Here is a 26,185-nt window from a genome sequence, read left to right as displayed (position 1 = left end):
AAAGACGTGGATGGCCGGGACCAAGCCCGGCCATGACGGATGCTGAGGCAGCGCGCCCACAACCGCGTCCGGTTCCCGATTGACATCCCCGCCTGTGGTGCCAGACTTTGCACAATAATACAGGGTGGAGACGTCCGCGATGGCCAGCCTTTCGGCCTCGAACCATGTCGCCCGTGTCTTGTCCGTCGCCAATCACGTGGCCGACGTCGATGCCTCCTCGCGGATTGCCAATTCCTGGCGACGCTGTCTGATCAGCCACAAGCTCGATCCCGCCCGCCAGGGCCCGCCGCAGACGCTGACCGAGGCCGAGATCCGTCATGTCGCCGAACCCATGGAGGAGACGATCAGGCTCGCCACGCCCGCGCTCGACGATCTCGCCCGTGTGCTGCGCGATGCCGGCTATTGCGTCAACCTCGCTGATGTCAACGCGACCATGCTGTTCAGCCGTTTGCCGGGCGAAGCCGACGCAAAGATGTTTCTGGACTGGAAGATCTACACCGGCTCGAACTTCGCCGAGACCTTCGAGGGCACCAACGGGCTCGGCACCGCGCTCGCCGAGGAGAAGCCGATCCTGGTGCATCGCGACGAGCATTTTCGCGCGCAGTGGCACATGTTCTCCTGCGCGGTGGCGCCGCTGTTCGACCAGGCCGGCCGGCTTGCCGGCGCCATTAACATCACCTCCTGCCGGGAGGATCTGGAACGCGCCGCACATCAGCTCGCGCTTGCGGTGACGATGGAAGCAACGCGGCGGATGGAGGATGCGATCTTCCGCGGCCATTTCCGCAACGCCTGGATCGCGACCCTCCCCGGCGACGGCGGCAGCGGCCTCATCGCCTATGACGATGATCGCCGCATCGTCGGCGCCTGCCGCTCCGCGCGTGCGCTGCTCGGTCTCACCGACGGCCTGATCGCATCCGGCATCGACCTGTCGCGCTACGTCAAGTTCGATCATCATGCCGCGCGCGGTGCGGACGAGATGGTCGAGCTGCGTCGCGCGGATGGCAGTCCGTTGGGCAAGGGGCATGTTGCCCCGCCGATGCGTGCAAAGTCGCATGCGCCGCGCCGCGAGGCGCCCGTCGGCCGCTTCGATGCGCTGCATCGGCTCGCCGGCCGCGACCCTGGCCTGATCAAGAGCGTGAACCGGCTCACGCGCATTGGGGATCACAATCTGCCGGTGCTGCTGCATGGCGAGACCGGCGTCGGCAAGGACGTGTTCACGCGCGCCATTCATGCGGCGAGCAATCGCGCGCGCAACAATTACGTCGCGCTGAATTGCGCGGCCATGCCCGAGAGTCTGATCGACGCCGAACTGTTCGGCTACGAGGCCGGCGCCTTCACCGGCGCGCGGCGCGAGGGCTCCAAGGGCCTGATCGTGCAGGCCGATGGCGGCACGCTGTTTCTCGACGAGATCGGCGATATGCCGATGGCGCTGCAGACGCGCTTGTTGCGCGTTTTGGAGAACCGCGAGGTCTGGCCGCTCGGCGCGCTCAAGCCTGTCGCCGTCGACATCCGCCTGATCAGCGCCACCCATCGCGATCTCGGCCGCATGGCGGAAGAGGGGGCCTTCCGCGCCGACCTCTATTTCCGCCTGCGCGGCATGGAGGTGCACCTGCCGGCCTTGCGCGAGCGCGCCGATCGCGGCGACATCATCCGCCAGATCGCGCGCGAGGAGGCGCCGAATTGTCGCCTGTCGGACGAGGCTTGGTCGCAGCTTGCGGCCTACCCGTTCCCCGGCAACATGCGCCAGCTCCGCCACGTGCTGCGGCTCGCCGGCTGCACGGCGGAGAACGGCGTCATCACCGATGCCGATCTCGATCTGCCGCCGTTCGGTGGACGCGCGGAGCCGGATCTCGCGGCAGCCGAGCGCGCCACAATCGTGCAAGCCCTGCGCCAGCATGGCGGCCGCGTGACGGAAGCAGCGCGCGCGCTGAAGCTCAGCCGCGCGACGCTGTATCGGAAGCTCAAGCAACTGAAGATCGAGACGGCACAGTAGCGAGCCGCGGGTGTCGCCTCTCCCCGCGTGCGGGGAGAGGCCGACGCGCGGAACGCGCGGCGGGTGAGGGGGACTTTCCGCGAGTCCAACTGCCACCGTCCCCGTGGAGACTTCCCCTCACCCCAACTCTCCCCGCAAGTGGGGCGAGGGAACGCACCGCCGATGCCGCTTCTTACGAAAAATCCGTCCAGCTCAGATGCCGCGAGTCGAGATCGCCGACCGTTACTGTCTCGCGGATTTCGTGGGGTATATGAAAACTGCTGCGCAGATAGACCAGTGGCCTCGCCGCATCCGCATGTGATACGCCGCGCACCTCGCCCACGAAGATCGAATGCGTCGTGGTCTCGAACTCCTGCGCCAGCACGCAGTCGAACGCGGCGACCGCATCCGTCAGCACCGGTGCGCCGGTCACGCCGCGAGTCCATTGCCCGAACGCAAAGCGGTCGTCCCCATTGACGCCCTTCTGGCCGCTGAAGGTCAGCGCCAGCATCGCGTGATCCTCATGCAGGAAGTTGATGGCAAAGGCGCCTTCCTCGCGGATACGCGCATGCGCGCTGGCGTTGCGGTTGACGCAGACGATCAGCGAGGGCGGTGAATCCGACAGCGAGCACGCCGAGGTTACCGTCAGCCCTGTGCGCTTGCCGTGCTCGGCGCCCACGGTCACCAGCGCCACGGCACCGGCGCATTGGCGCATCGCCTGCTTGAAGTCCTTGGCGTCCACCGACACGCAGAAATCTCCGAAATCAATGCGGGTGCGGCACGATCGCGCCGCACCCGCATCGGGTCAAGCCGCCTTCTTCGCGGAGCCGAGATGCGCAAGACGCGGCATCACCTCGTTCTTCAGCAGCGACAGCGAGTTATGCCAGGCTTCGGCCTTGTGCTTGTAGTCGAAGCCGAACACCAGGAGCACGCCGAAGCCGCCGACCTCGTCGTAGATCTTTTCGATCTTCTCGGCGACCGTCGCGGGCGAGCCGACGATCCAGTTCCGCTTGGCGCAATATTCGACCGTGACGTCGCTGTCGGGCACGTCGGGTGCGTGCTTCAGATAGTCCTTGAAGCCGAAATGGCCGAGCAGCGGCAGGAAATACTCGCTCATCATGCGGCCCATCATGTCGCCGGTCGAGAGCTTCCAGGCTTCCTCATCGGTGTCGGCAACGAACACCTCGCGCACCAGCCGCCAGTCCTGCCGGTTCGGCTTGCGCCCGGTTTTCGCAGCGCCGATCTCGACCGAATCCCAATGGCTGGAGACATAGGCCGGATTGAGGTTGAGGCTCATCGGGATGAAACCGCGCTCGCCCGCAAGCTTCAGGGTGTCCGAGTTCTTGGAAAGCCCGGCGACGCCGATCGGCGGATGCGGCGCCTGCAGCGGCTTGATGTGGGGCTTGAGGAAGTCGAACATCGTGTCCGGCTTGGTCACCGTCCAGAACTTGCCCTTGTGGGTGAAGGGCGCCGGCTCGGTCCAGAGCTTCAGAATGATCTCGAGCGCCTCGCGCGTCATGTCGCGGTTCTGCCCGCTCATGCCGTCGACGTTGAACATCGCCCAGTCGCTCGGCAGCCCCGACGCCGCGACGCCGAAATTGAGCCGGCCCTCGGAGAGATGGTCGAGCATGGCAACGCGATTGGCGAGCTCGGCCGGATGGTGATAGGGCAGCAGAAAGCCGCCCGGTCCGACGCGCAAGCGTTTGGTCTGCATCAAGGCCTGCGCGATCAAGAGGTCCGGCGTGGGATTGGGTTCCCACGGCGCGGTGTGGTGCTCGCCGACCCAGGCTTCCTGATAGCCGAGCTCGTCGAGCCAGCGCATGACTTGCAGGTCCCAGTCGTTCCCTTCTTTCAGGCCGCACTCCGGCGGATGCGAGGGCATCGTGAAATAGCCGATCTCCATGGGTTTCCTCATCTGATGTTGACGCGTCTTGTCGCGCGTTGACGGAGTTGAGTGATGAAGCTTGAGCAAGCTGTGTGCCAGCGCCGCGAAGCCTCAAATTGAAGAGAAAGGGCTGGTTTGCCCGCGCAATAGCCGGTATCTCGACGGGAGCCTGCAAGACATCGTCTCATGTGTCGCGAGACGGCGTCTTAGCCCTGAGACGAGGACGAGACCTGACATGACCGAACCCGCTTATGTCGCGGTGGACTGGGGCACCAGCAGCTTCCGGCTCTGGCTGATCGATCGCGCCGGTCAGGCGCTGACCGAGCGCCGCAGCGGCGAGGGCCTGCTGGCCGCGGCGAAGACCGGCTTCCCTGCGGTGCTGCAATCGCATCTTGCGGCGGTCGAAGCGCCGGATCATCTGCCCGTGCTCGTCTGCGGCATGGCCGGTGCCCGCACCGGCTGGGTCGAGGCCGGCTATGTTGACACGCCGGCGCCGCTCTCTGCCGTTCTGAAGCAGGCCGTGCGCGTGCCGGGCGAGGCGCGCGACATTCGCATCCTGCCGGGCATCGCGCAGCGCGATGCAAAAGCACCGGACGTGATGCGCGGCGAGGAGACGCAATTGCTCGGCGCGCTCGGGCTCGATGCTGCGGGCGAGGCGCTGGTCTGCATGCCCGGCACGCATTCGAAATGGGTTCGCGTGACGGATGACACTGTCGAACGATTTTCGACCTTCATGACCGGCGAGCTGTTCAGCGCTGTCTCGCGCGAGACCATCCTGTCGCTCGCGATCGCCGGCGCAGACGACGCCGAGGATGTCGCGAGCTTCAACGCGGCCGTGAAGGCCGCGTTCGGCGCCCCGGCCTTCGCTGCCAACCTTCTGTTCACCGCGCGGTCGCGGCAGCTTCTGTTCGGTGGCCCGCCGGCCGCGGCGCGCGAGACGCTGTCAGGCACGTTGATCGGCGTCGAGCTGGCCGCAGGGCTCTCCGGCGCCGTGCCGCAAGCGGGTGTCGAGCTGATTGCCTCGGGGCGGCTTGCGATGCTGTATCGGCTGGCTTTCGAGGCGTTGTCGGTGACCGCAAGGCTCGTCGATGCGGATGAAGCCGTCCGCCGCGGTCTGTCGATGGCGGCTGCCGCGATCTGGACGAAGTAGAAGGATTCATGAGATGAGCGTTCCCTTTCCGTCGATGAAGCGGCCGCTGGTCGCGATCTTGCGCGGCATCAAGCCCGAGGAGACCGAGGCGATCGTCGGCGTGCTGATGGAGGCCGGCATGACCGCGATCGAGATTCCCTTGAACTCGCCCGATCCATTCCGCTCCATCGCCATGGCGGTGAAGCAGGCACCAGCAGGCGTGTTGATCGGCGCCGGCACGGTGCTGACCATGGCAGACGTCGATCGTCTCAACGACGTCGGCGGCAGACTGATGGTCTCGCCCAATGTCGATACCGAGGTGCTGGCGCGGGCGCATCAACACGGCATGGTGACCATGCCCGGCGTGTTCTCGCCGACCGAAGCGCTGCTCGCGGCGCGATGTGGCGCGTCGAGCTTAAAATTCTTTCCAGCGAGCGTGCTCGGCGCCTCCGGCATTGCTGCGATCCGCGCCGTGCTGCCATCAGGCGTGATGATCGCCGCTGTCGGCGGCGTCTCCGACCAGAACTTTGCGGAGTACATCACGGGTGGTGTGACCGCGTTCGGCCTCGGCTCCAGCCTCTACAAGCCCGGCATGAGTGCAGCGGATGTCGCAGCTCGCGCAAAGGCGACAGTCGCGGCCTACGATCGGGCGATTGCGAAAAAGTGAGCAGGAACAGACAAGCCGTGATCGTGTCATAGCTTATTGTCCCTCGCGGTGTCGCGATGTTCGCGCATCGTACGCAGCGACTGGCTGAAGCAGGAGACCGACATGGCGATCAATAACGTGGCCGATCTATTCGTGGCAACGCTCGAGCAGGCCGGCGTCAAGCGCATCTACGGCATCGTCGGCGACAGCCTGAACGCGCTGACTGAGGCGCTGCGTCGCCGCGGCACGATCGAATGGGTCCATGTCCGCCACGAGGAGGTCGCGGCCTTCGCCGCCGCCGGCGAGGCCGAGATGACCGGCAGCCTCGCAGTGTGCGCAGGTTCTTGCGGTCCCGGCAATCTGCATCTGATCAACGGGCTGTTCGATGCGCATCGCAGCCGCGTTCCGGTGCTGGCGATTGCAGCGCAGATCCCCACCGCCGAGATCGGCGGCGGCTATTTCCAGGAGACGCATCCGCAGAACCTGTTCCGCGAATGCAGCCATTATTGCGAGCTGGTCTCGGACCCGAGCCAGCTGCCCTATGTGCTGGAGAATGCGATCCGCGCGGCGGTGGGCCTGCGGGGTGTCGCCGTCGTCGCCATGCCCGGCGATGTCGCTTTCCGCAGCCCACCGAAGCGCGCGCTGTCGACGACGCGCGGGCTTACACTGGCTGCGCCGAAGGTCGAGCCGCAGGCGGATGAGCTGAAGGCGCTTGCGGACCTCCTGAACCGCGCCGAGCGCGTCACCCTGTTCTGCGGCCGCGGCTGCGCCGGCGCGCATGCGCCGCTAATGCAGCTCGCCGAAGCACTCAAGAGCCCGATCGTGCATGCGCTCGGCGGCAAGGAGCATGTCGAGTACGACAACCCTTACGACGTCGGCATGACCGGCTTCATCGGCTTCTCCTCGGGCTATGCCGCCATGCACGCCTGCGACGCGCTGGTGATGCTGGGAACTGATTTTCCCTACAAGCAGTTCTTCCCGACCGACTGCCAGATCGCGCAGATCGACATCCGCCCGGAAAATCTCGGCCGCCGCTGCAGGATCGATCTCGGCCTCGTCGGTGACGTCAAGCTCACCATCGAGGCGCTTCTGCCGCTGCTCAAGACCAAGACGCAGCGCAAGCATCTCGACGACGCGGTCGCCCACTACAAGAGGGCGCGCGAAGGTCTGGACTCACTTGCCAAAGGCACGCCCGGCAGCAAGCCGATCCATCCGCAATATCTCGCCAAGGTTATCAGCGACCACGCATCAGAGGATGCCGTGTTCACCGCCGATGTCGGCACGCCGACGGTGTGGGCCGCGCGTTATCTCGACATGAACGGCCGCCGCCGGCTGATCGGATCGTTCGTGCACGGCTCGATGGCCAATGCGATGCCGCAGGCGATCGGCGCGCAGGCCGCACAGCCCGGGCGCCAGGTGATCTCGCTCTCCGGCGACGGCGGCTTCACCATGCTGATGGGCGACCTCATCACGCTGACGCAGATGAAGCTGCCGGTGAAAGTGGTCGTCTTCAACAACGGCGTGCTCGGCTTCGTCGCGCTGGAGATGAAGGCGGCGGGCTTCGTCGACACCAATGTCGATCTGGAGAACCCCGATTTCGCGGCGATGGCACGCGCGATGGGCATCTTCGCAAAACGCGTCGAAGATCCCGGCGAGCTCCCCGGCGCGATGAAGGAGATGCTGGCGCACAATGGGCCGGCGCTGCTCGACGTCGTCACCGCCAAGCAGGAGCTGTCGATGCCGCCGACCATCACGGCCGAGCAGGTCAAGGGTTTTAGCCTCTGGGTGTTGCGCGCGGTGATGAACGGCCGCGGCGACGAGGTGCTGGATCTCGCGAAGACGAATTTGCTGCCGCGATGATTTTGCCGAGGCGGTCCGGTTCACCTCTCCCCAACGGAGAGAGGTGAACACCGGCCGCACGGCCTCAGCCACGCTTCACTGACGGCACCGGCAGCCGCTCATGGCGGCGCTGGAAGCGTTGCCAGTGCAGCACGATGCCGATCAGCAGGGCCGGGACGAAGCCGAGCATGATCAGGAAATGCGGCAGCTCCTTCGGCGAGATGAAGGCGATGGCGATGTCCGAGATCAGCCACAGCGCTGCGAACATGACCGCAAAGTCCGTTCGCGGGCAGCGCAGGTAGTAGAACACGGCGGTAATGACGATAGCGGGACCGATCGCAACCGCGATCATCATCGCCGTCAGCTCCTTCGGCGTCAGCGCGTCAAGCACCATCGATGCCAGCAGCCAGAGCGCGGCGAACATGGCGACGATGTCGAGCGGATGCCGCAATCCAATACCTCTCGCGGGGACGCGCTATCGTTGTGGCCGGAACTGCGGTCGTCAAGTCAAAATGCGCTTATTCGTCGTCACTTCCCGAGGTCGGGCGCAGCATGAAGTGACCGAACGCGGTGGCGATCGGCTTGTTCGCATCGTCCTGCCAGGCCCGCGCCTCGAAGGCCACGATGCGCCGGCCCTGCTTCACGATCGAGACGTCGGCAAACGTGTCGAGCGCACGACCGGAGCGCAAATAGTTGACGGTGAGGCCGATCGGCTTGGGCGGCGCGGCAGCGCCAAGCTCTCGTGCCACGCCGATGATCGCGGTGGTCTCGAGAAAGGCGCCGGTCATGCCGCCGTGGATCGCGGGCAGGATCGGATTGCCGATGATCTGTGGCGAGAACGGCATCGTCAGCGTGCCGTCGTCATTGACCCGGATGCCGAGGCAGCGCGCGAACGGACTGCGCGCGAACGGACCATCCGGATCCTCCGGTGCCTCCAGCGTCGGGATGCTGCGCGCATCCATCCGGCGGTCGGCGAGCATGTTGGTGCGGTTGGCGCCGATCATGAAGCAGGCGGTTGCGGTCGCGACCGGATCGTCTTCGGAGTCCTGATAGGCGGTGGAGCGCACGAAGGCGATCGAGCGCGTGGTACGATAGCACACCGAATGCGCCTTGATGTCTAGACCGGGCGTTGCCGGCTTCTGGTAGTCGATGCGTAGGTCGAGGGTTGCAATCGCGCGCGTGCCGTCGAGTGCGAGTTGCACCGCCATGCCGCAGCTCTCGTCCAGCATCGCGGTGACGACACCGCCATGCAGAACGCCGGTCTCGGTGTCGCCGACGAAGACGGGACGATAGGGCAGGCTGGACCAGGCCTCGGCCGGCGCGAAGCGGTCGAGCTGGAGCCCGCTGATATGGCCGTAATCGGAGCGGCGGCCCTTGATGGCCTCGGCGAGTTCCTCGAAGGGGAGCGTGGCAGGTAGAGTGGACATGACGACGTTCTAGACCAGCGCCGGGCGCCGCGCAAAACCCCGAATGGGCATTGCGGGTCGGGCCCGGGCGGTTTGGCCTCGACACGGCGGGCCGAAGCGACGATGGTGGGGCTTCGTTCGTTCGACTAGCCGCAAGGAGTGCCCATGGCCGATCCCGAAACGCCCTCGACCGCCCAGGGCCCCGTCACCATTTCGAGCTCCAGTGCCGAGCGGGCGCCGATCATCTATTTCGACGGCGCCTCCTGCTTCGGCCATCACAACGGCGCGATCCAGATCGAGCTCGCCGCAAACTTGCTGATGCCGGTCGGCGCCGCCGTCAGGGTCGACGTGGTCCAGACCGCGCACCTGCGCTGCAGCGTGGCCGCAGCGCTGGCGCTGCGTGAAGCGCTCGACAAGGCGCTCGCGATGTATAAGCAGGGCCAGCAGCAGCCGAATGAGGAGATTCCGGCGGTGAAGAATTGAGGCGGTTGCGATCGCATCTCAATGCGATCGCCAATTCCTAGCCCACATGCACCTTCGGCTTCCTGCCGCCGTTCCACTTGCCGTCGAGTGCGCGCTCGATCTGGGCGGCGAGCTGGAGGAGCAGGCCGTCATTGGCCTGCTTGGCGATCGCCTGGATGCCGAGCGGCAGGCCGTGGTCCTGGCTTGCCATCGGCATCGAGATCGCGGGCATGCCGCACAGATTGGCGAGCGGCGTGAAGGCGAAGAATCGCCAGAGATTGCCGAACCAGTCGAGCACATCGGGGTTGTCGGAGATGGTGAGGTATTCCCTGGCGCCGACCTTGGGCGTCGGCAGCGCGGTGATCGGCGTCAGGATCACGTCCCACTGCTCGAAGAACGCGCCGAAGCCGCGCGAGGTCGTGTTGAACACGGCTTGCATCTTCGCCCGCTCGGCGAAGCTCGTGTGACGCCCGGCTTCCCAGATCCGGATGTTCATAGGCTCGATCAGATCTTCCGGCGGCTTTTCCAGCCCGCGCGCGGCGAGCATGTTGGAGATCACTACCGCGAAGTTCGAGATGTAGCAGGCGGTCTGCGCCGCGAACGCGGCACGGAAATCGAGCTCGGGCAGCGCGTAGTCGACGTGATGGCCGAGGCCTTCGAGGAAGCGGCCGGCCTTCTCCAGCTCGGCGGCGATCTCGGGCGTCGCGGTGTAATCGCCCCATGTGTGCGACAGTGCGATGCGAAGCTTCGCTGGGTCGCGCTTGATCATCTCGCAATAAGGCTGCGCCGTGGTCCAGAACGGCATGAACTCGCCCGGCGCCGGTCCCCTCGCATGATCGACGAAGGCGGCGGTGTCGCGCACCGAACGCGACTGGCAGCCCTGGATCGAGACGAGACCGGTGAGATCGGACATGTGCGGCGCCAGCGAGAACACGCCGCGGGAGACCTTCAGTCCGATATTGCCGTTGACGCCGGCGGGAATGCGGATCGAGCCGCCGCCGTCGGTCGCATGCGCGATCGGCACCACGCCGGCGGCGACCATCGCGGCACTGCCGGCTGACGAGCCGCAGGTGGTGTAGTCGGTATTCCAGGGATTGCGCGTGACGTAGACGGCGGGATTGTCGGCCGAAGAGCACACGCCGAATTCCGGCGTCGTGGTGCGTCCGATCAGGTTCAGCCCGGCCTGGCGGAATTTACCGGTCAGGAACGTGTCGGCGCTCGCGCGATTGCCGCGCATCAGGAGCGAGCCCATTTCCTGGAGCCGGCCCTTCATGGTCGGCCCGAGGTCCTTCATCAGGAAGGGCAGGCCGGCGAAGGGACCCGCGAGGTTGGCGCCATCCTTGGCGGGATCGGCGATCACGTCCTCGAACAGCTCGACCACGCCCGACAGCGCCGGATTGACTTTGGCGACGCCGGCCGCGGCCTGCCGCGCCAGTTCCTTCGCCGTCAGCTCGCCCTTGCGGACGCGCCCCGCCAGCGCGACGCCATCGTGCTGCGCCCATTCACTCCAGCTCATCGGCAAAGTCATGAAGTCAAAATCTCCTTTGGGTAGCGGCGTCACCTTTTTCGCAACGGTCCGCGCGAATCAACTGAGCCGGTGCGAGGGGCAGGGTTGCGCCGGACGGAGAGGTCGGACGATCCGGGAGGCTGGCTCTATCAATCCGACAGTCGCGCGATCACCGCAACCGGGCCGCCGCCGGCCGGCCCCTGATGCTCGGCGCCGCCGGAGACATAGACCGCACCGGTGCCGGCAAGGCCCGCGATCAGGCCGCCGACAGCGGCGCGGGCGTGGCGTGTCGAGCTGATGTCGGTATCTTCGAGCATGGTGTGGCGAAAGCCGCGCACGCTGCCGTCAGGCGAGGCTTCCGCCTTGGCGAAGATGTTGACGAGCGTGCGGCCTTTCGTTGCCTGCGGTGCAAAGCCCAGTCCGACGCTTTCGAGCGCTGCGATCACCGCGGCGGAGTCGATGGCATCGCGCATGACGGCATGCCCGATTTCGAATTCGCTCACTGACGCCGCCGAATTGCCGAGCACGATGACGACGTTATGCATCAGCTCGATTCCCGACGAGGTCGAGGCGACCTTCGAGAACAGGTCGTAGCGCCGCAGTACGTCGTCGTCGCGGACATCGGAGCCGATCTCGCCGAGCGCGACCGCAACGCCGAGCGCGGAGGCGCCGCGCGAATAGGCCATCGAGCTGTAGGCGCTTGTCGTCACCGTCTTGCTGCCACGCACGTTTGCGGTCGCGACGCGCTCGCTGGTCAGCAGCGGGCACTTGATCTGCACGAAATGGACGTCCGCCGGATCAGTGATGCCGGCGTCCGCCATCGCCGCCTTCACGGCCGTCGCCGTTTCCGTGATCTGCGCTGAGCGGCCGAGCTCTTCGGGCAGGAAGTCCCGCGTGTGCGCCATGCCGATGCTCAGGCGCTTGCCGGACAGGCCCGCCGGCCGCTCGTCGATCTCGCGGCGCGTGAACACAGTGAGATGGGGGCTCAGCACGCCTTCGGTGCCGCCGGACATCACGAAGGCGATGCGCTGTTCGACCTCGTGCGGCGGCAAGTCGAGGTGTGGTGCCAGCGCGGTGCACAGCGCGGCCACCGCGTACTCCCGGGTAAAATCGTTGACGCCGCCATTGCCCTCGGTCTTGCCGAGAATGGCAAGGATCGAGTTGGGATCGATCGCGCCGGAGCCGATCAAGTCCATCAGGCCGGAGACGTCGCCGGGGCCCGTGGTGGCGAAGACGCTGACCGATGTCGTACGCATGATTGGTCCTCGCGTGGAGTTCAGTGGCCCGGCGGAGCAAGCAGGCGCGGAACGCCTGGCTGATGTCAAGCCACAAGCGTTCATCTTTGACCGTCACCCTGAGGTGCTCGCCTCTTCGGCGAGCCTCGAAGGGCGACGGCCCGGCTGCATCCCGGCCGTTCATCCTTCGGGGCTTCCGCCGCAGCGCTGTGCGCTGCGGCGTTCGCACCTCCAGCGATAACGGCTTCGCCGTTACGCAGGGATGACGGGTCGGCTATTTGGTTTGCCGCGACGCAAGAGAGAAGTCGCTGACATCCCCACGAATGTGGCGAGATCGCATCGATCCAGCAAAAAATCCTCTGTCGACGGTTCCCCGCCGCACCTTGATGAATCAACCCCGCTTGGTCCATAAGCGGCGTCCCGCGGCCGGTGGTTCGCCCCTGCGTCGCGTGCTTTGACAGAGGGAATCTCGCGTGGCCAACATCAACCAGAAAATTGCGCAGGAGCTTGGGGTCCGCGGCGAGCAGGTCGAGGCGGCGGTGACGCTGCTCGACGGCGGCGCCACGGTTCCCTTCATCGCCCGGTACCGCAAGGAAGCGACTGGTGCGCTCGACGATGCGCAATTGCGCACCCTGGAGGAGCGCCTAGTCTACCTGCGCGAGCTCGAAGACCGCCGCAGGGCCATTCTCGAATCGGTTCGCGAGCAGGGCAAGCTCGACGCAGCCCTTGAAGCCACGATCATGGCCGCCGACAGCAAGGCACGCCTCGAAGACATTTATCTGCCGTTCAAGCCGAAGCGCCGCACCAAGGCGGAGATTGCCAAGGAGGCCGGCCTCGAGCCGCTCGCCAATCAGCTGCTGGCGGAGCCCGGCAACGATCCCAAGGTCGTGGCCGAAGGCTTCATCAACGCGGAGAAGGGCGTTGCCGATGCCGCCGCCGCGCTCGACGGCGCCCGCGCCATTCTGGTCGAGCGTTTCGACGAGGACGCCGACCTCATCGGCGCACTGCGCGAGGAGATGTGGACCAACGCGCGCATGGCCTCCAAGGTGCGCGACGGCAAGAAGACCGAGGGCGAGAAGTTCGCGGACTATTTCGATTTCTCCGAGCCCCTGACCAAGCTGCCTTCGCACCGCATCCTCGCGATGTTCCGCGGCGAGAAGGAGGAGATCCTCGACCTGCAAATTCAGCCCGAGGCGGAAGCGCCGCCGCCGGGCGTGCCGAGCGCCTATGAACTCAAGATCATGAAGCGCTTCGGCATCGCCGACCTCAAGCGCGCCGGCGACCGCTGGCTGGTCGACACCGTGCGCTGGGCCTGGCGCACCAAGATCCAGGTGCATCTCAACATCGACCTGCGCATGCGGCTGTGGAACTCGGCCGAGACCGAGGCCGTGCGTGTGTTTGCCTCGAACCTGCGCGATCTCTTGCTGGCGGCGCCCGCCGGCACACGCGTCACGATGGGGCTCGATCCGGGCTACCGCACCGGCGTGAAGGTTGCCGTCGTCGACGCGACCGGCAAGGTGGTCGATACCACCGCGATCTACCCGCACGAGCCGCAGCGGCAGTGGAACGAGTCGCTGGCGACGCTGGGCCGGCTCGCGATGAAGCATCGCGTCGCACTGATCGCGATCGGCAACGGCACCGCCTCGCGCGAGACCGACAAGCTCGCGACCGAGCTGGTCAAGGGTCTCGCCGAGCTGAAGATGAACAAGATCGTGGTATCGGAAGCTGGTGCGTCGGTCTATTCGGCCTCGGCCTTTGCGTCGGAGGAGTTGCCCGGCCTCGACGTCACGCTGCGCGGCGCGGTCTCGATCGCGCGGCGGCTCCAGGATCCGCTCGCCGAGCTCGTCAAGATCGAGCCGAAGGCGATCGGCGTCGGCCAGTATCAGCACGACCTCGGCCAGGCCAAGCTCGCCAAATCGCTCGATGCGGTGGTCGAGGATTGCGTGAACGCCGTCGGCGTCGACGTCAACACGGCTTCCGCGCCGCTGCTGGCGCGCGTGTCGGGCGTCGGCTCGGGCCTTGCGCAGAGCATCGTGGCGCATCGCGACGCCAACGGCCCGTTCAAGTCGCGCAAGGCGCTCAAGGACGTGCCGCGGCTCGGGCCGAAGGCGTTCGAGCAGTGCGCGGGCTTCTTGCGCATTCTCGGCGGCGAGGATCCACTCGATGCCTCCGGCGTGCATCCCGAAGCCTATCCCGTGGTGCGCCGGATTCTCGAAGCGACCAAGAGCGACATCAAGGCGCTGATCGGCAACAGCGACGTTGTGCGCACGCTGAAGCCGAAGGATTTCGTCGACGAGACCTTCGGTCTGCCGACCGTCACCGACATCCTGCGCGAGCTCGAAAAGCCGGGCCGCGACCCGCGCCCTGCGTTCAAGGCTGCGGTGTTCAAGGAAGGCGTCGAGGAGATCAAGGATCTCAAGAAGGGCATGATCCTCGAGGGCACCGTGACCAACGTCGCCGCCTTCGGTGCCTTCGTCGACATCGGCGTGCACCAGGACGGCCTCGTGCACATCTCGGCGATGTCCAAGACCTACATCAAGGATCCGCGCGAGGTGGTGAAGCCCGGCGACATCGTCAAGGTGAAGGTGCTGGACTTCGAGGTTGCCCGCAAGCGCATCTCGCTGACGCTGCGGCTCGACGACGAGGTCGGCACCAAGAAGGACGCCCCCGGCATGCAGCGCGACAACGGCTCGCGAAATCCAGCCCGCATGACCTCGTCAGCACCGCGCAAGCAGGAGTCTTCGGGCGGCGGCGCTCTCGCCGAAGCGCTGCGCCGCGCGGCCGAGAAAAACAACGGCAAGCGGGCGTGACGGCTTCACCTCTCCCCGCCTTTGCGGGAAGAGGTCGGATCGCCCCGGCGATGCGAAGCATCGTCCGACGCGATCCGGGTGAGGGGCCAGCCTCCGCGGGCTGAGCGTCTCGACCCTTCGGTGAGATTTCTCCACCTCGTCATTGCGAGCGCAGCGAAGCAATCCAGAATCTCTCCGCGGAAAGATTCTGGATTGCTTCGTCGCAAGGGCTCCTCGCAATGACGCGGAGAGAGCGTCGGGAGTCGGCTATCACCGTCTGCGGAAGCACCCCTCACCCCACCCTCTCAGCGCGAGCGAAGCTCGTCGGGGCCCCGTAAGAACGGGGAGAGGGAGCGAGAGAGCGATGCCTCCCTAACACCCGCGTCAGAATCTGGCGCATTTGTAAGTTGATGGGGACAGCCCATTCGCTTCTCCTGATCCTCCTCGTGCAGCGGGACTAGCGCTGCACTGCAAGGAGGATATTCCGATGAAGAACAGGCTTCTCACAGGGCTCGCCGCAGCGACAGTTGCTGCGACGCTGGCGGCTGCGACGCCCGCTCTCGCGCGCGGCGGTTTTGGCGGTGGCGGCCATGGCGGCTTTGGCGGCGGGCATTTCGGTGGTGGCGGCATGCACGTCGGTGGAATGGGCGGCGGCATGCATGTCGGCGGCATGGGCGGGGGCATGCGAGTGGGCGGCATGGGCGGCGCTCGTTTCGGTGGCGCCCGCTTCGCCGGTTCCCCGATGGCCGCTCACGCGGCGATCGGGCCGCGCTTTGCCGGTGCGCCGTTCGCGACCCGCGCCGCCTTCGGCCCGCGGTTTGCCGGCACCGGGTGGCATGGCAGGCCCTTCATCGGCCGCCATGCCTTCTTCCACCGCCATCATTTCCACCGGTTCGCCTTCGTCGGCGCGCCGTTCATCTACGCCAGTTACTACGACGGCTGCTGGCGCAGGAGCTGGACGCCCTATGGATGGCAATGGGTCAATGTGTGCGGGTACGATTGGTACTAGCATCGCCGGACCGCACCATTGTCGCGGTCGCCACCGGGCAGTTCCGCTCTGCCCCGGAACGGGATAGTCTGGTGGCGATCGTCGCGCGGAGTTTGTCATGACCGGAGGTCACCGCCGCATCCTGGTCGTCGAGGACGATCCGGAAACCGCAGGCCAGCTCGTCGAGGAATTGACGACCTCAGGCTATGACGTCGATCTCGCCGCTACGGGGCGCGAAGCCCTCAGCCACGGCGCCGCGCGCGATTATGCCGTGATCACCATCGACCGCATGCTGCCCGATATCGACGGCATCAGCGTGATGCGCCAGCTGCGGGACGATGGCATCGCGTCCCCCTTTCTGATCATCTCCGCGCTGGGCGAGGTCGACGACCGCGTGCGCGGCCTGCGCGCCGGCGGCGACGACTATCTCGTCAAGCCGTTCTCCTTCACCGAATTGCTGGCGCGGCTCGAGGCGCTCGGCCGCCGCAGCGAGACCATCGCCAAGGAAACGCTGCTGCGCGTCGGCGATCTCGCCATCGACCTGATCGCGCGTAGCGCGAGCCGCCGCGGCCGCAAGATCCCGCTGCTGCCGCGGGAATTCCAGCTGCTCGAATATCTCGTTCGCAACGAGGGCCGCGTCGTCTCCCGCGCGATGCTGCTGCAGCATGTCTGGGACCTGCATTTCGATCCCTCCACCAACATCATCGACGTCTATGTCGGCCGCGTCCGCCGCAAGGTCGACGATGCCCAGGACTATCCGCTGATCCACACCATTCGCGGCATCGGATATTGCCTCCGTGCTCCTGGCTAAGACCCTTCGCTCCTCGACCTTCCGCCTGGCGCTGATCGCGATCGCGGCATTCGGATTAATCGTGGCGGCGATCATGGCCTATGTCTATTTCGGCACGCTCGCCTATGTGGAGCGCCGGCTCGGCACGGCAGTCGATCATGACGGTTTTACCAGCATGATCGAGCTTGCGATGGCCGCCGTCGCCGCGCTGCTGCTGGTGCTCGCCGGGCTGGCGGCCGTGCTGGTGACGCGGCGAACCGTCGGACGGATCGAGCAGATCAACACCACCAGCCGCGCCATCATGCTCTCCGGCCTCGACCAGCGTATCCCCCTGCGCGGCAGCAACGACGAGTGGGATCGCGTCGCCGAAAACCTCAACCAGATGCTCGACCGCATCGAGACGCTGATGAGCGAGGTCAAGCAGGTCAGCGACAATGTCGCGCACGATCTGCGCACGCCGCTGACGCGCATGCGCGGCCGGCTGGAGAAGGCCTACCACGCCCCGCGCAACGGCGAGACGGACGCGGCGTTGATCGGGGACACCATTGCCGATCTCGACGCCGTGCTCGGCATGTTCGCCTCCATCACCCGAATCTCCGAGATCGAGACCCGCGCCCGCACCGGCGCCTTCCGGGCGCTTGATCTTGCCGAGATCGCCGGCGAGGTCGTCGAGCTCTACGATGCCGCCGCCGAGCAGGTTGCCACGCGCCTCAGCCTCGATGGCGACCGCGAGGTCGCGATCACCGGCGACCGCGACCTGCTGTTCGACGCCATCGCCAATCTCGTCGACAATGCGATCAAGCATGGCCGCAAGGGCGGGCAGGTGACTGTGAGCTGCCGCAGAGCCGATCGCGGTGCGGTGATCTCGATTGCCGACGACGGTCCGGGCATTCCCGCCGAGCAGCGCGATCATGTCTTCAAGCGCTTCTACCGGCTCGAGCAGAGCCGCTACACGCCTGGCAATGGTCTCGGCCTCAGCCTCGTCGCCGCGGTCGCGCGCCTTCATGGCGCCGAGATTGCGCTGAATGACAATGCGCCGGGCCTGAAGGTCGAGCTCAGCTTCTCGGCGATGTCAGCGCCGTGAGGCCCGGTGGTGTCAAAGCTCGATCACGCCGCGCCGTGCCGCATGCGCGACTGCATCGGTGCGGCCGGTGGCATCCAGCTTGTCGAGCAGCGAGCCGACGTGGAATTTCACGGTGTGCACGGAGATGCCGAGCTGCCGGGCGATCATCTTGTTGGAGGCGCCCTCGGCCATCAGCGCCAGCACGTCGAGCTCGCGCTGCGTCAGTGCGATATCCTCGGGCATGATACGCGGATCGCGGGCGACAATCGTCGCTGCGGCGGTTTCGCCCGGTGCGGCAAGACGAAGCCCGGCGACGTTGCTGAGCAGGACGGCCAGGCGATCGGCGAGGGCGGGATCGTCGATCTCCAGCGACAGTACGATCTCAGCCGTCTTGTCCTCGCTCACGCTTCCGGCCTCTCGCCGACCGTGACCTTGAAGCTGATCGGCTCGCCGCCGCGGCGCACCGCGACGTCGACCACCGCGCCGACGCTGGCAGGGCCCAGCGTCCGCGACAGCGCGCGCACGCCCGACAGTTTCTGGTCGTTGACCGCGACGATCACGTCGCCCTGGCGGATGCCCGCCGCGGCCGCAGGCCCGGCCTTGTCGACATTCATCACCATGGCACCGATGCCGTCGTCGAGCCGGACGGGCTGGAGCCCGAGGCCGAGATATCCGCGCGCGATGCGGCCGCGCGCCTCGAGCTGGGGCGCGACACGCTCGATCGTCGCCGCCGGGATCACCAGCACGCGCCGCGGGCCGAGCACGGCCATGCCGAAGGCTTGGCCCGATGCATCGAGCGCGAGGCCGCCCTGCTGGCTGCCGCCGAGGCGAACGTCGAGCTCGATCCGCGCATCGATGTCGCCGCCGCGTAGGGAGCGCCAGCTCTTGCCGGACGCCGACACCATCCCGAGCGCCGCGCTCGGTGTCTCGCGGTTGGTGGCGACCACGATCGACAATGCACCGAGCGGCGGGACCATGGTGGCGAGCTTGACCGGCGCGACAGCGGCTTCAGTGCGTAGTAGTGCGATGTCGGTCGTGTGGTCGCGGCCAGCAATGGTGGCGGCGACCCGGCCGCCGTCGGCGAGGCCTATCCCGACCTCGCCCTCGTCGGCTAGCGCCTCGTCGGCGGTGACGATCAGGCCGCTCTTCCAGACGAAACCGGTCGCGCGGGAGCGATGCGAATGCACGGAGACGACGGACGGCGCGGTACGCGCCACCACGTCCGCGAGCGCGGACGACAGTGAGGACAGGGGAGTTGGATCGGTCATGGCAGGCTCCTGTAGCTGCCTTCAATCTGGGACGTCGCAGGCGTTTGCGAAACTGGCCGGGTGGCCAGGACATGGGGGACGGCCAGGCCTGCGCAGGGCCACCCCCGACGAATATGTGATTGGGAGCGCCTCACGGGAACGTGTAGCAATCCGGCAATTGCGTCTCATAGCCCTTCAGCGAGCCTCGACCGATGACTATCGACCTCACCCGCCGCACCCTGCTGCAGCTTGCCGGCGCGACCTCACTCGCGATGGCAGCCGCAGCCGCGGCACATGCCGAGGGCACACCGCAGGGCGGTGGCCCGACCTTTGCCAGCCGTACGCCGATGCGGGTCGGCATGGTCACGCTCCGGGTGAAGAATCTCGACAAGGTCGCGGACTATTACCGCGATGTGATCGGGCTCACCGTGATGGAGCGTTCGGCAGCCGCAGCAAAGCTCGGCACATCAGGCATCACCCTGATGGTCCTGGAAGCCCGTCCCGATGCCGCGATCGAACCGCGCAATGCCGCCGGCCTCTACCACACCGCCTTCCTGATGCCGACCCGCAAGGATCTTGCGCGCTGGCTGGTAGCAGCCGCCTCGCACCGCGTGCCGCTGTCGGGCTTTGCCGATCACCTCGTCTCTGAATCCGTTTATCTCGACGACCCCGAAGGTAACGGCATCGAGGTCTACGCCGACCGCGATCCCTCGCAATGGCAGTGGAGCGAGGGCAGCGTGAAGATGGCGACCGACGAGCTCAACATCCCCGACCTGTTGTCGCTGACCAATACGCGCGTCCCTGATTACGCCAAGGCGCCGGACGGAATGCGCATCGGCCACATGCATCTGCGCGTCGGCGATCTCGCGCAGGCCGAGAGCTTCTATCACGGCACAGTCGGCCTCGATCCGACTCGCCGCCGCAACGGCGCGGCGTTCCTGTCATCGGGCCGTTATCACCATCACCTCGGCATGAATGTCTGGCAGAGCCAGGGTGCCGGCCAGCGCGACGAGTCCACGACCGGTCTCGCCTGGTTCTCGCTGGTGATGGCGAAGCAGGAGCTGCTCGCCGCCCAGGAGGAGCGCCTTCGCAAGAGCGGTGTGAAGGTCACGGCGCTTGCGGACGGCGTGGAGGCGATTGATCCCTGGGGCACACGGGTACGCTTGCTCAAGATTTGATCGCCGGGGCGGGCATTGCTAATACCCGTGGGTGCCAGCAGCATTCCGGAAGCCTCCGACATGTCCGAATTCCACGGCGTCTTTCCCTACCTCGTCTCACCCGTCGATGCCGACGGCACGGTGCGGACGAACGTGCTCGCAAAGCTCTGCGACGACCTGATCGGCGCCGGCGTGCATGGACTGACGCCGCTGGGCTCGACCGGCGAATTCGCCTATCTCAATGCAGCGCAACGCACCTCCGTCGTACGGATCACGATCGAGGCGGCGAGGGGCCGCGTGCCGGTCGTGGCCGGCGTCGCCTCCACCTCGACCGCGGATGCGGTGGCACAGGCGAGAGCCTATCAGGCACTCGGCGCCGACGGCATCCTGGCGATCCTGGAGGCTTATTTCCCGCTCGCCGATGCCCAGGTCGAATCCTACTTCCGCGCCATCGCCGATGCCGTGGACATTCCCGTCGTCATCTACACCAATCCGCAATTCCAGCGCTCCGATCTCACGCTCGACGTCATTGCGCGCCTCGCCGAACATCCGCGCATCGGCTACATCAAGGACGCCTCGACCAATACCGGCCGGCTGCTATCGATCATGAACCGCTGCGGGGATGCCTTGCGCGTGTTCTCGGCCTCCGCCCATATTCCCGCGGCGGTCATGCTGATCGGCGGCCGCGGCTGGATGGCGGGCCCGGCCTGCATCATCCCGCGCCAGAGCGTTATGCTCTACGACCTCTGCAAGGCTGGCCGCTGGGATGAGGCAATGGCGCTGCAGCGCAGGCTGTGGCGCATCAACGAAGCCTTCGCCCGCTTCAACCTCGCCGCCTGCATCAAGGCCGGCCTTTCGATTCAGGGCTACGATATCGGCGACCCAATCCCGCCGCAGGCCGCGCTGACAGCCGAGCAGCGCAGGATCGTCGAAGCCGCACTGAGGGAGCTGGCATAGCCGATTGTCACGCGGCAATATGTCGTCGAACGCCTGCCAAAAGCCAAGCCCTTCCCTAAACTGCCAGACCGGGAAACTTCTAGCCCCTTGGGACGTTGCTGCGTGAGCGAGGTCCGTCAGCTTATGCATGTGCATTCCGAACATTGCTTTCAGCACACATCGCGGTGATCGCCCATGAATCGTCGCTACGTCATCGTCGCGGCAGCCTTCGCTGTCGTGCTGCTCGCCGTCACTGCCGCGAAAATCCAGCATGCGCCGTGGACCACGCCCGCTGCGCGAGCCATCGAGCAGCGCGGGCCGCTGTCCGAGGCCGAAAGGGCCACCATCGACATCTTCGAGCGCGTGTCTCCCTCGGTCGTCCAGGTGGCGGCGAAATCGGCGGCCAATCCTCTCATGGGTGAGGAAGCTCAGGGCAGCGCTTCCGGCACGGGATTCGTCTGGGACCGTGAGGGCCATCTCGTGACGAACAATCATGTCGTGACCAATGGCGGCGAGATCGCCGTGCGCTTCGCGTCGGGAGAAGTGGCCCAGGTCGACCTGGTCGGCACGGCTCCCAATTACGATCTTGCGGTCCTGCGAATCCGCAGTGTGCGCGAACTCCCTCCGCCGGTGGCGCTCGGCAGTTCAAGCGACCTGAAGGTCGGGCAATCCGCCTTTGCGATCGGCAACCCCTTCGGGCTGGATCAATCGATGACCAGCGGCATCATCAGCGCGCTCAAGCGCAGGCTTCCGACCCATGGCGGCCGGGAGATTGCCAATGTCATCCAGACGGATGCCGCGATCAATCCGGGCAATTCGGGCGGGCCGCTGCTGGATTCTGCCGGCCGGCTGATCGGCGTCACCACGGCGATCATATCGCCGTCAGGCTCGAACGCCGGCATCGGCTTCGCGGTGCCGGTCGATGTCGTGAACCGGATTGTGCCCGAGCTCATCCGCAACGGCCGCGTGCCGACACCTGGTATCGGCATTGTGGCCGCCAGCGAGGATGTGTCGACGCGGCTTGGCGTCGAAGGGGTGATCGTGGTGCGGACGGCCCCCGGTAGCCCTGCCGAGCGGGCGGGGATTCGCGGTGTCAACTTTTCGACTGGAGCGATCGGAGACATCGTCACTGCGGCCGAAGGCAAGCCGGTGCGGCGCCTCTCCGACCTGACCGATGCGCTTGAGCAGGCGGGGGCCGGAAAGACCGTTCGGCTCACGGTCAAGCGCGGCTCGGACAGCCGTGATGTGAATGTAGGCATCATCGATATCGACAGGTCTTAGCGGGCCATTCCGCGTCAGCAAGGGGCTCTGACGCGCATTGCAGATGTGCCGGGGCTCGGTTGTCTGGCCCGCAAAATCGGTTAAAACCGCCGCGGTCGTTTTCCGGATTCAAGGACATAGCGGAATGAACATTCTTCCCGGCAATTTGCGTTTCGGAGCGGGGCAACCCGTCAAGCGTTTGGAAGACCAACGGCTACTCACCGGGAAGGGACAGTTCATCGACGACAAGCCAGCAGATGGCGCGCTGTGGTTGCATGTGCTGCGCTCGCCGCACGCCCATGCGAAGATCGTCTCGATCGACACCAGCGCCGCAGCATCGATGCCGGGCGTTGCCGCGATCTACACCGGTGCCGACCTCGTCAAGGACGACATCGGCAGCATCCCGACGCTGAACATCTTCAAGCGTCCCGACGGCAAGCCGATGACCGTGCCGCCGCGCCGGCTGCTCGCCCGCGAGGTCGTGCGCTATGCCGGCGAGGCGGTGGCCGCGGTGGTGGCTTCATCGCGCGTGGAGGCGCAGAGCGCCGCCGAGGCAATCGTGGTCGAATACCACGTGCAGCCCGCGGTGGTCGATCCCGTCGAGGCGGCGAAGCCCGGCGCGCCCGTGGTGTGGCCGGGGGCGCCCGACAACATCGTCGGCGCCATGAGCTATGGCGACGCCGCCAAGGTGGACGAAGCCTTTGCCAAGGCGGCGCATACGGTCGAGCTCGATCTCGTCAGCCAGCGCCTGGTTCCTTCCGCGATGGAGCCGCGCTCGACCATTGCCGAGATCGACAAGAAATCCGGCCGTCTCCTCCTGCACGTGCAGTCGCAGACGCCGGCGTCGACCCGCGACGTGCTGGCGGAAGCCGTGCTCAAGCGTCCCAAGGACAGCGTGCGCGTGCTGGTCGGCGACATCGGTGGCGGCTTTGGCCAGAAGACCAACCTCTACCCCGAGGACGGCATCGTCGCCTATGCCGCGACCAAGCTGAACAAGAAGATCCGCTGGCGCGGCGACCGCACCGACGAGTTCGTCGGCGGCACCCATGGCCGCGATCTCACCTCCACCGCTTCTTTCGCACTGGATGAAAAGGGCAAGGTGCTGGCCTATCGCGTCAAGTCGATCGGCTGCACCGGCGCCTATTCCTCGGGCGCCGCCAACATCATTCCGCTGGTGCTCGGGCCGTTCGTGCAGACCGGCGTCTACGATCTGCCACTGGTGCATTTCGAGGTGAAGTCGGTGATGACCCACACCGCGCCGGTTGGCGCCTATCGCGGCGCGGGTCGCCCCGAGGCGGTCTTCATCGTCGAGCGTTTGTTCGACGCCGCCGCGCGAAAGATAGGCATGGACCCGCGCGCGATCCGGAAAGTGAACTACATCAAGCCGGCGCAGCTGCCCTACACCAACGCGGCGGGGCAGGTTTACGATTCCGGCGCCTTCGCTCACATGCTCGATCGCGCCGTGAAACTCGCGGACTGGGACGGCTTTACCGCGCGCAAGAAGGCCGCCAAGAAGAAGGGAATGCTCTACGGCCGCGGGCTCACCTCCTACATCGAATGGACCGGCGGCCGTGCCCACACCGAGAAGGTCAGCCTGCACGCGACCTCGCAAGGGCGCGTCGTGCTGCATTCCGGCACCATGGCGATGGGGCAGGGGCTGCAGACCACCTACACCCAGATGATCTCCGACACGCTCGGCATTCCCATGGAGAAGATCGACGTGGTCCAGGGCGACACCGATCTGGCCATGGGTTTCGGCAGCGTCGGCTCGCGCTCGCTGTTCGTCGGCGGCACCGCGGTTGCGGTCTCCTCCAACGACCTGATCCAGAAGGCGCGCGAGAAGGCAGCCAACGTGCTGGAGACCTCGGTCGAGGACATCGAGTATCGGGGCGGCATGCTCACCGTGGTCGGCACTGACCGCCGCATCAGCCTGTTCGATCTCGCCGAGAAGGAGAGCGGCGCCAAGCTCAGCGTCGATTCCGAAGGCGAGGTCGATGGTCCGAGCTGGCCCAACGGCACGCATATCTGCGAGGTGGAGATCGACCCCGAGACCGGCGTCTCCAAGGTCGTGCGCTACACAACGGTCGACGACGTCGGCGTTGCCGTGAATCCGATGCTGGTCACCGGCCAAATCCATGGGGGCGTCGCGCAAGGCATCGGCCAGGCGCTGTATGAGGGCGTGTCGTATGATGCCGACGGCCAGCTCCTCACCGCGAGCTATCAGGACTATTGCATCCCGCGCGCCGACGACGTTCCGCCGATCGTGGTGACGCTGGACGACTCCGCGCCCTGCCGCACCAATCCGCTCGGCGCCAAGGGCTGCGGCGAATCCGGCGCCATCGGTGGCCCGCCTTGCGTCACCAACGGCGTGATGGACGCGCTCGCCGAGCTCGGCATCACCCAGCTGAACACGCCCCTGACGCCGCAGAAGATCTGGCAGGCGATCCAGGACGCGAAGGTGGGTTAGGCGTTCGCTCCAAACTCCGCTGTCGTCCCGGACAAGCGCGCCTCAAGCGCGCGCCGATCCGGGACCCAGCCACAGGGAGCGGTTCGGCGAGAAACCGGTAACTCCGAGTCTCCGTAATCACCTCGGCCTGTGGGTATGGTCCCGGATCAGCGCTTGCGCTTGTCCGGGGCGACAGCGGGGAATGCAGCGCCAGCCCGGCCTCAAATCCCCAGCATCATCTTCGCGATGATATCGCGCTGGATCTCCGAGGTGCCGCCGAAGATCGTATAGGCGCGGCCGTTGAGATATTCCGGCATCACCGTCAGCATCTCCTCAGGCATCGCCGGCTCGTTGTTGAGCTTGTAGAGCGGGCGCATAGGCTCGACGGCGAGGGCGTCGTGGCCGATCACGTCGGCCCCGAGCCGCGTCACGGCCTGGCGGATCTCGCTGTTGCGCAGCTTCAGGATCGACGACACCGCGCCCGGATTTTGCCCGGTCTGGAGTGCCGAGAGCACGCGCAGCTCGGTCATCTCCAGCGCGTCGATATCGACCTCCACCTCCGAGATCCGCGCCGCAATATCGGAGCTGTCGATCGCCGGGCCCGTCAGATCCGACTCGGCGAGATCCGCGATCGCCTTCAAGCCCTCGCGCAGCTTGGCGGAGGCGATGCCGGAGCCGCGCTCGAACTCGAGCAAATATTTGCCGTAGGTCCAGCCCTTGCCTTCCTCGCCGACGCGGTTGGCGACGGGCACGCGCACGTCGTCGAAGAACACCTGGTTGACCTCGTGGTCGCCACCGATGGTGAGAATGGGGCGCGTGGTGATGCCCGGCGTCTTCATGTCGATCAGGATGAAGCTGATGCCGTCCTGCTGCCGCGGCCCGTCGCTGGTGCGCACCAGCGCGAACATGCGGTTGGCGTGATGGGCATGCGTGGTCCAGATCTTGGTGCCGTTGATGATGTAGTCGTCGCCGTCGCGCACCGCGCGGGTCTTCAGCGACGACAGGTCGGAGCCGGAGCCCGGCTCGGAATAGCCCTGACACCAATAGTCCTCACCGGAGAGGATGCGCGGCAGGTAGAAGTTCTTCTGCTCCGGCGAGCCGAAGCCGATGATGACGGGCCCGACCATCTTTACGCCCATCACGTTGACATTGGGCACGCCGGCGCGCGCGCATTCGGTCTCGAAGATCCAGCGCTGTGCCGGCGTCCAGTCCGGACCGCCATATTCGACCGGCCAGCCCGGCGCGCCCCAGCCTTGGGCGTGCAGCGCGCGTTGCCAGGCCATGCCGATATCAGGATCGGAGAACACCGACGGCGTCAGCGCGGTGGCGCGCTTCATCTCCTCGGTGAGGTTCTTCGCAATGAAGCCGCGCACCTCGTCCTGGAAGGCACGCTCCTCGGCATTGAACGACAGGTCCATGATCCGCTCC

The 26,185-nt window shown here is 66.2% G+C and carries 22 protein-coding genes; 13 read left to right on the top strand and 9 right to left on the bottom strand.

All coding sequences use genetic code 11. The annotated features are described in order from the left end of the window. The first annotated feature begins 139 nt into the window (after positions 1-139). Positions 140-1,993, top strand: coding sequence for a sigma-54-dependent Fis family transcriptional regulator (locus YU9_RS0127735; RefSeq protein WP_027575726.1), 1,854 nt, complete (start codon positions 140-142; stop codon positions 1,991-1,993). Between the two features lie 172 nt (positions 1,994-2,165). Here YU9_RS0127735 and YU9_RS0127730 read toward each other — a convergent pair whose 3' ends face one another. Both YU9_RS0127730 and YU9_RS0127725 read right to left on the bottom strand, forming a co-directional pair. Beyond that, entirely contained in the window at positions 2,166-2,720 is a 555-nt protein-coding gene (locus YU9_RS0127730) for a flavin reductase family protein (protein WP_027575725.1), read from the bottom strand. A gap of 57 nt (positions 2,721-2,777) precedes the next feature. Beyond that, complete coding sequence (locus YU9_RS0127725; RefSeq protein ID WP_027575724.1) at positions 2,778-3,875, bottom strand: LLM class flavin-dependent oxidoreductase; 1,098 nt, start codon at positions 3,873-3,875, stop codon at positions 2,778-2,780. A gap of 217 nt (positions 3,876-4,092) precedes the next feature. Between YU9_RS0127725 and YU9_RS0127720 the strand changes: the two genes are divergently transcribed. The 3 genes from YU9_RS0127720 (at position 4,093) to poxB (ending at position 7,492) form a co-directional block, all read left to right on the top strand. Continuing rightward, positions 4,093-5,007 (top strand): 2-dehydro-3-deoxygalactonokinase, encoded by a 915-nt coding sequence (locus YU9_RS0127720; RefSeq protein ID WP_027575723.1) that lies wholly within the window; start codon positions 4,093-4,095, stop codon positions 5,005-5,007. Between the two features lie 13 nt (positions 5,008-5,020). Next, positions 5,021-5,653 (top strand): 2-dehydro-3-deoxy-6-phosphogalactonate aldolase, encoded by a 633-nt coding sequence (locus YU9_RS0127715; RefSeq protein WP_027575722.1) that lies wholly within the window; start codon positions 5,021-5,023, stop codon positions 5,651-5,653. 102 nt (positions 5,654-5,755) lie between these two features. Then, positions 5,756-7,492 carry a ubiquinone-dependent pyruvate dehydrogenase gene (gene poxB, locus YU9_RS0127710; protein ID WP_027575721.1) on the top strand — a complete coding sequence of 579 codons (1,737 nt, stop codon included), beginning with the start codon at positions 5,756-5,758 and terminating at the stop codon, positions 7,490-7,492. A 64-nt stretch (positions 7,493-7,556) separates the two neighbouring features. Here poxB and YU9_RS0127705 read toward each other — a convergent pair whose 3' ends face one another. Both YU9_RS0127705 and YU9_RS0127700 read right to left on the bottom strand, forming a co-directional pair. Then, positions 7,557-7,922: a hypothetical protein gene (locus YU9_RS0127705; RefSeq protein ID WP_027575720.1), complete on the bottom strand. Its 366-nt coding sequence runs from the start codon at positions 7,920-7,922 to the stop codon at positions 7,557-7,559. 67 nt (positions 7,923-7,989) lie between these two features. Continuing rightward, positions 7,990-8,898, bottom strand: coding sequence for a PaaI family thioesterase (locus tag YU9_RS0127700; RefSeq protein WP_027575719.1), 909 nt, complete (start codon positions 8,896-8,898; stop codon positions 7,990-7,992). Between the two features lie 144 nt (positions 8,899-9,042). On the opposite strand from YU9_RS0127700, the gene YU9_RS49230 reads away from it, so the two are divergent. Next, entirely contained in the window at positions 9,043-9,360 is a 318-nt protein-coding gene (locus YU9_RS49230; RefSeq protein ID WP_027575718.1) for a hypothetical protein, read from the top strand. Between the two features lie 37 nt (positions 9,361-9,397). Here the strand turns inward: YU9_RS49230 and YU9_RS0127690 are convergent, their stop codons facing one another. Continuing rightward, on the bottom strand, positions 9,398-10,867 hold the full coding sequence (locus YU9_RS0127690; protein ID WP_027575717.1) for an amidase: 1,470 nt from the start codon (positions 10,865-10,867) through the stop codon (positions 9,398-9,400). A 128-nt stretch (positions 10,868-10,995) separates the two neighbouring features. Beyond that, positions 10,996-12,102 carry a ring-opening amidohydrolase gene (locus YU9_RS0127685; RefSeq protein WP_027575716.1) on the bottom strand — a complete coding sequence of 369 codons (1,107 nt, stop codon included), beginning with the start codon at positions 12,100-12,102 and terminating at the stop codon, positions 10,996-10,998. A gap of 452 nt (positions 12,103-12,554) precedes the next feature. Between YU9_RS0127685 and YU9_RS0127680 the strand changes: the two genes are divergently transcribed. The 4 genes from YU9_RS0127680 (at position 12,555) to YU9_RS0127665 (ending at position 17,732) form a co-directional block, all read left to right on the top strand. Further along, positions 12,555-14,891, top strand: coding sequence for a Tex family protein (locus YU9_RS0127680; RefSeq protein ID WP_027575715.1), 2,337 nt, complete (start codon positions 12,555-12,557; stop codon positions 14,889-14,891). 466 nt (positions 14,892-15,357) lie between these two features. Continuing rightward, positions 15,358-15,879, top strand: a complete 522-nt coding sequence (locus YU9_RS0127675) for a hypothetical protein (RefSeq protein WP_027575714.1) — start codon at positions 15,358-15,360, stop codon at positions 15,877-15,879. Positions 15,880-15,976: 97 nt separating this feature from the next. Next, positions 15,977-16,669 carry a response regulator transcription factor gene (locus tag YU9_RS0127670; RefSeq protein WP_027575713.1) on the top strand — a complete coding sequence of 231 codons (693 nt, stop codon included), beginning with the start codon at positions 15,977-15,979 and terminating at the stop codon, positions 16,667-16,669. Beyond that, entirely contained in the window at positions 16,656-17,732 is a 1,077-nt protein-coding gene (locus YU9_RS0127665; protein ID WP_027575712.1) for a HAMP domain-containing sensor histidine kinase, read from the top strand. The genes YU9_RS0127670 and YU9_RS0127665 overlap by 14 nt, the downstream gene beginning before the upstream one ends. Positions 17,733-17,744: 12 nt before the next feature. Here YU9_RS0127665 and YU9_RS0127660 read toward each other — a convergent pair whose 3' ends face one another. Beyond that, complete coding sequence (locus YU9_RS0127660) at positions 17,745-18,116, bottom strand: response regulator transcription factor (RefSeq protein ID WP_027575711.1); 372 nt, start codon at positions 18,114-18,116, stop codon at positions 17,745-17,747. After that, positions 18,113-18,979, bottom strand: a complete 867-nt coding sequence (locus tag YU9_RS0127655) for a S1C family serine protease (protein WP_027575710.1) — start codon at positions 18,977-18,979, stop codon at positions 18,113-18,115. Before YU9_RS0127655 ends, YU9_RS0127660 begins: the two co-directional genes overlap by 4 nt. 191 nt (positions 18,980-19,170) lie before the next feature. On the opposite strand from YU9_RS0127655, the gene YU9_RS0127650 reads away from it, so the two are divergent. The 4 genes from YU9_RS0127650 (at position 19,171) to YU9_RS0127635 (ending at position 24,778) form a co-directional block, all read left to right on the top strand. Next, complete coding sequence (locus tag YU9_RS0127650; RefSeq protein WP_027575709.1) at positions 19,171-20,136, top strand: VOC family protein; 966 nt, start codon at positions 19,171-19,173, stop codon at positions 20,134-20,136. Between the two features lie 60 nt (positions 20,137-20,196). Beyond that, positions 20,197-21,072, top strand: a complete 876-nt coding sequence (locus YU9_RS0127645; protein ID WP_027575708.1) for a dihydrodipicolinate synthase family protein — start codon at positions 20,197-20,199, stop codon at positions 21,070-21,072. A 174-nt stretch (positions 21,073-21,246) separates the two neighbouring features. Continuing rightward, the gene (locus YU9_RS0127640) at positions 21,247-22,332 is read left to right on the top strand and encodes a S1C family serine protease (protein WP_027575707.1); all 1,086 of its coding nucleotides are present in this window, start codon (positions 21,247-21,249) and stop codon (positions 22,330-22,332) included. 124 nt (positions 22,333-22,456) lie between these two features. Beyond that, positions 22,457-24,778 carry a xanthine dehydrogenase family protein molybdopterin-binding subunit gene (locus YU9_RS0127635; RefSeq protein WP_027575706.1) on the top strand — a complete coding sequence of 774 codons (2,322 nt, stop codon included), beginning with the start codon at positions 22,457-22,459 and terminating at the stop codon, positions 24,776-24,778. Positions 24,779-24,978: 200 nt separating this feature from the next. On the opposite strand, the gene YU9_RS0127630 is transcribed toward YU9_RS0127635, so the two are convergent. After that, entirely contained in the window at positions 24,979-26,175 is a 1,197-nt protein-coding gene (locus YU9_RS0127630; protein ID WP_027575705.1) for an acyl-CoA dehydrogenase family protein, read from the bottom strand. Positions 26,176-26,185 lie beyond the last annotated feature (10 nt).

Origin of the sequence: Bradyrhizobium sp. WSM1743 (assembly GCF_000473065.1) — a bacterium.
In the GTDB taxonomy this organism is placed as follows: domain Bacteria; phylum Pseudomonadota; class Alphaproteobacteria; order Rhizobiales; family Xanthobacteraceae; genus Bradyrhizobium.
This window is presented reverse-complemented; position numbering and strand designations above follow the sequence as displayed.

Bases quoted from the DNA above. Each gene is read 5' to 3' on its own strand.
- YU9_RS0127735 (WP_027575726.1), top strand. From the start codon at position 140: ATGGCCAGCCTTTCGGCCTCGAACCATGTCGCCCGTGTCTTGTCCGTC.
- YU9_RS0127725 (WP_027575724.1), bottom strand. From the start codon at position 3,875: ATGGAGATCGGCTATTTCACGATGCCCTCGCATCCGCCGGAGTGCGGC.
- YU9_RS0127720 (WP_027575723.1), top strand. From the start codon at position 4,093: ATGACCGAACCCGCTTATGTCGCGGTGGACTGGGGCACCAGCAGCTTC.
- YU9_RS0127715 (WP_027575722.1), top strand. From the start codon at position 5,021: ATGAGCGTTCCCTTTCCGTCGATGAAGCGGCCGCTGGTCGCGATCTTG.
- poxB (WP_027575721.1), top strand. From the start codon at position 5,756: ATGGCGATCAATAACGTGGCCGATCTATTCGTGGCAACGCTCGAGCAG.
- YU9_RS0127700 (WP_027575719.1), bottom strand. From the start codon at position 8,898: ATGTCCACTCTACCTGCCACGCTCCCCTTCGAGGAACTCGCCGAGGCC.
- YU9_RS49230 (WP_027575718.1), top strand. From the start codon at position 9,043: ATGGCCGATCCCGAAACGCCCTCGACCGCCCAGGGCCCCGTCACCATT.
- YU9_RS0127690 (WP_027575717.1), bottom strand. From the start codon at position 10,867: ATGACTTTGCCGATGAGCTGGAGTGAATGGGCGCAGCACGATGGCGTC.
- YU9_RS0127685 (WP_027575716.1), bottom strand. From the start codon at position 12,102: ATGCGTACGACATCGGTCAGCGTCTTCGCCACCACGGGCCCCGGCGAC.
- YU9_RS0127675 (WP_027575714.1), top strand. From the start codon at position 15,358: ATGAAGAACAGGCTTCTCACAGGGCTCGCCGCAGCGACAGTTGCTGCG.
- YU9_RS0127670 (WP_027575713.1), top strand. From the start codon at position 15,977: ATGACCGGAGGTCACCGCCGCATCCTGGTCGTCGAGGACGATCCGGAA.
- YU9_RS0127655 (WP_027575710.1), bottom strand. From the start codon at position 18,979: ATGACCGATCCAACTCCCCTGTCCTCACTGTCGTCCGCGCTCGCGGAC.
- YU9_RS0127650 (WP_027575709.1), top strand. From the start codon at position 19,171: ATGACTATCGACCTCACCCGCCGCACCCTGCTGCAGCTTGCCGGCGCG.
- YU9_RS0127645 (WP_027575708.1), top strand. From the start codon at position 20,197: ATGTCCGAATTCCACGGCGTCTTTCCCTACCTCGTCTCACCCGTCGAT.
- YU9_RS0127640 (WP_027575707.1), top strand. From the start codon at position 21,247: ATGAATCGTCGCTACGTCATCGTCGCGGCAGCCTTCGCTGTCGTGCTG.
- YU9_RS0127635 (WP_027575706.1), top strand. From the start codon at position 22,457: ATGAACATTCTTCCCGGCAATTTGCGTTTCGGAGCGGGGCAACCCGTC.
- YU9_RS0127630 (WP_027575705.1), bottom strand. From the start codon at position 26,175: ATGGACCTGTCGTTCAATGCCGAGGAGCGTGCCTTCCAGGACGAGGTG.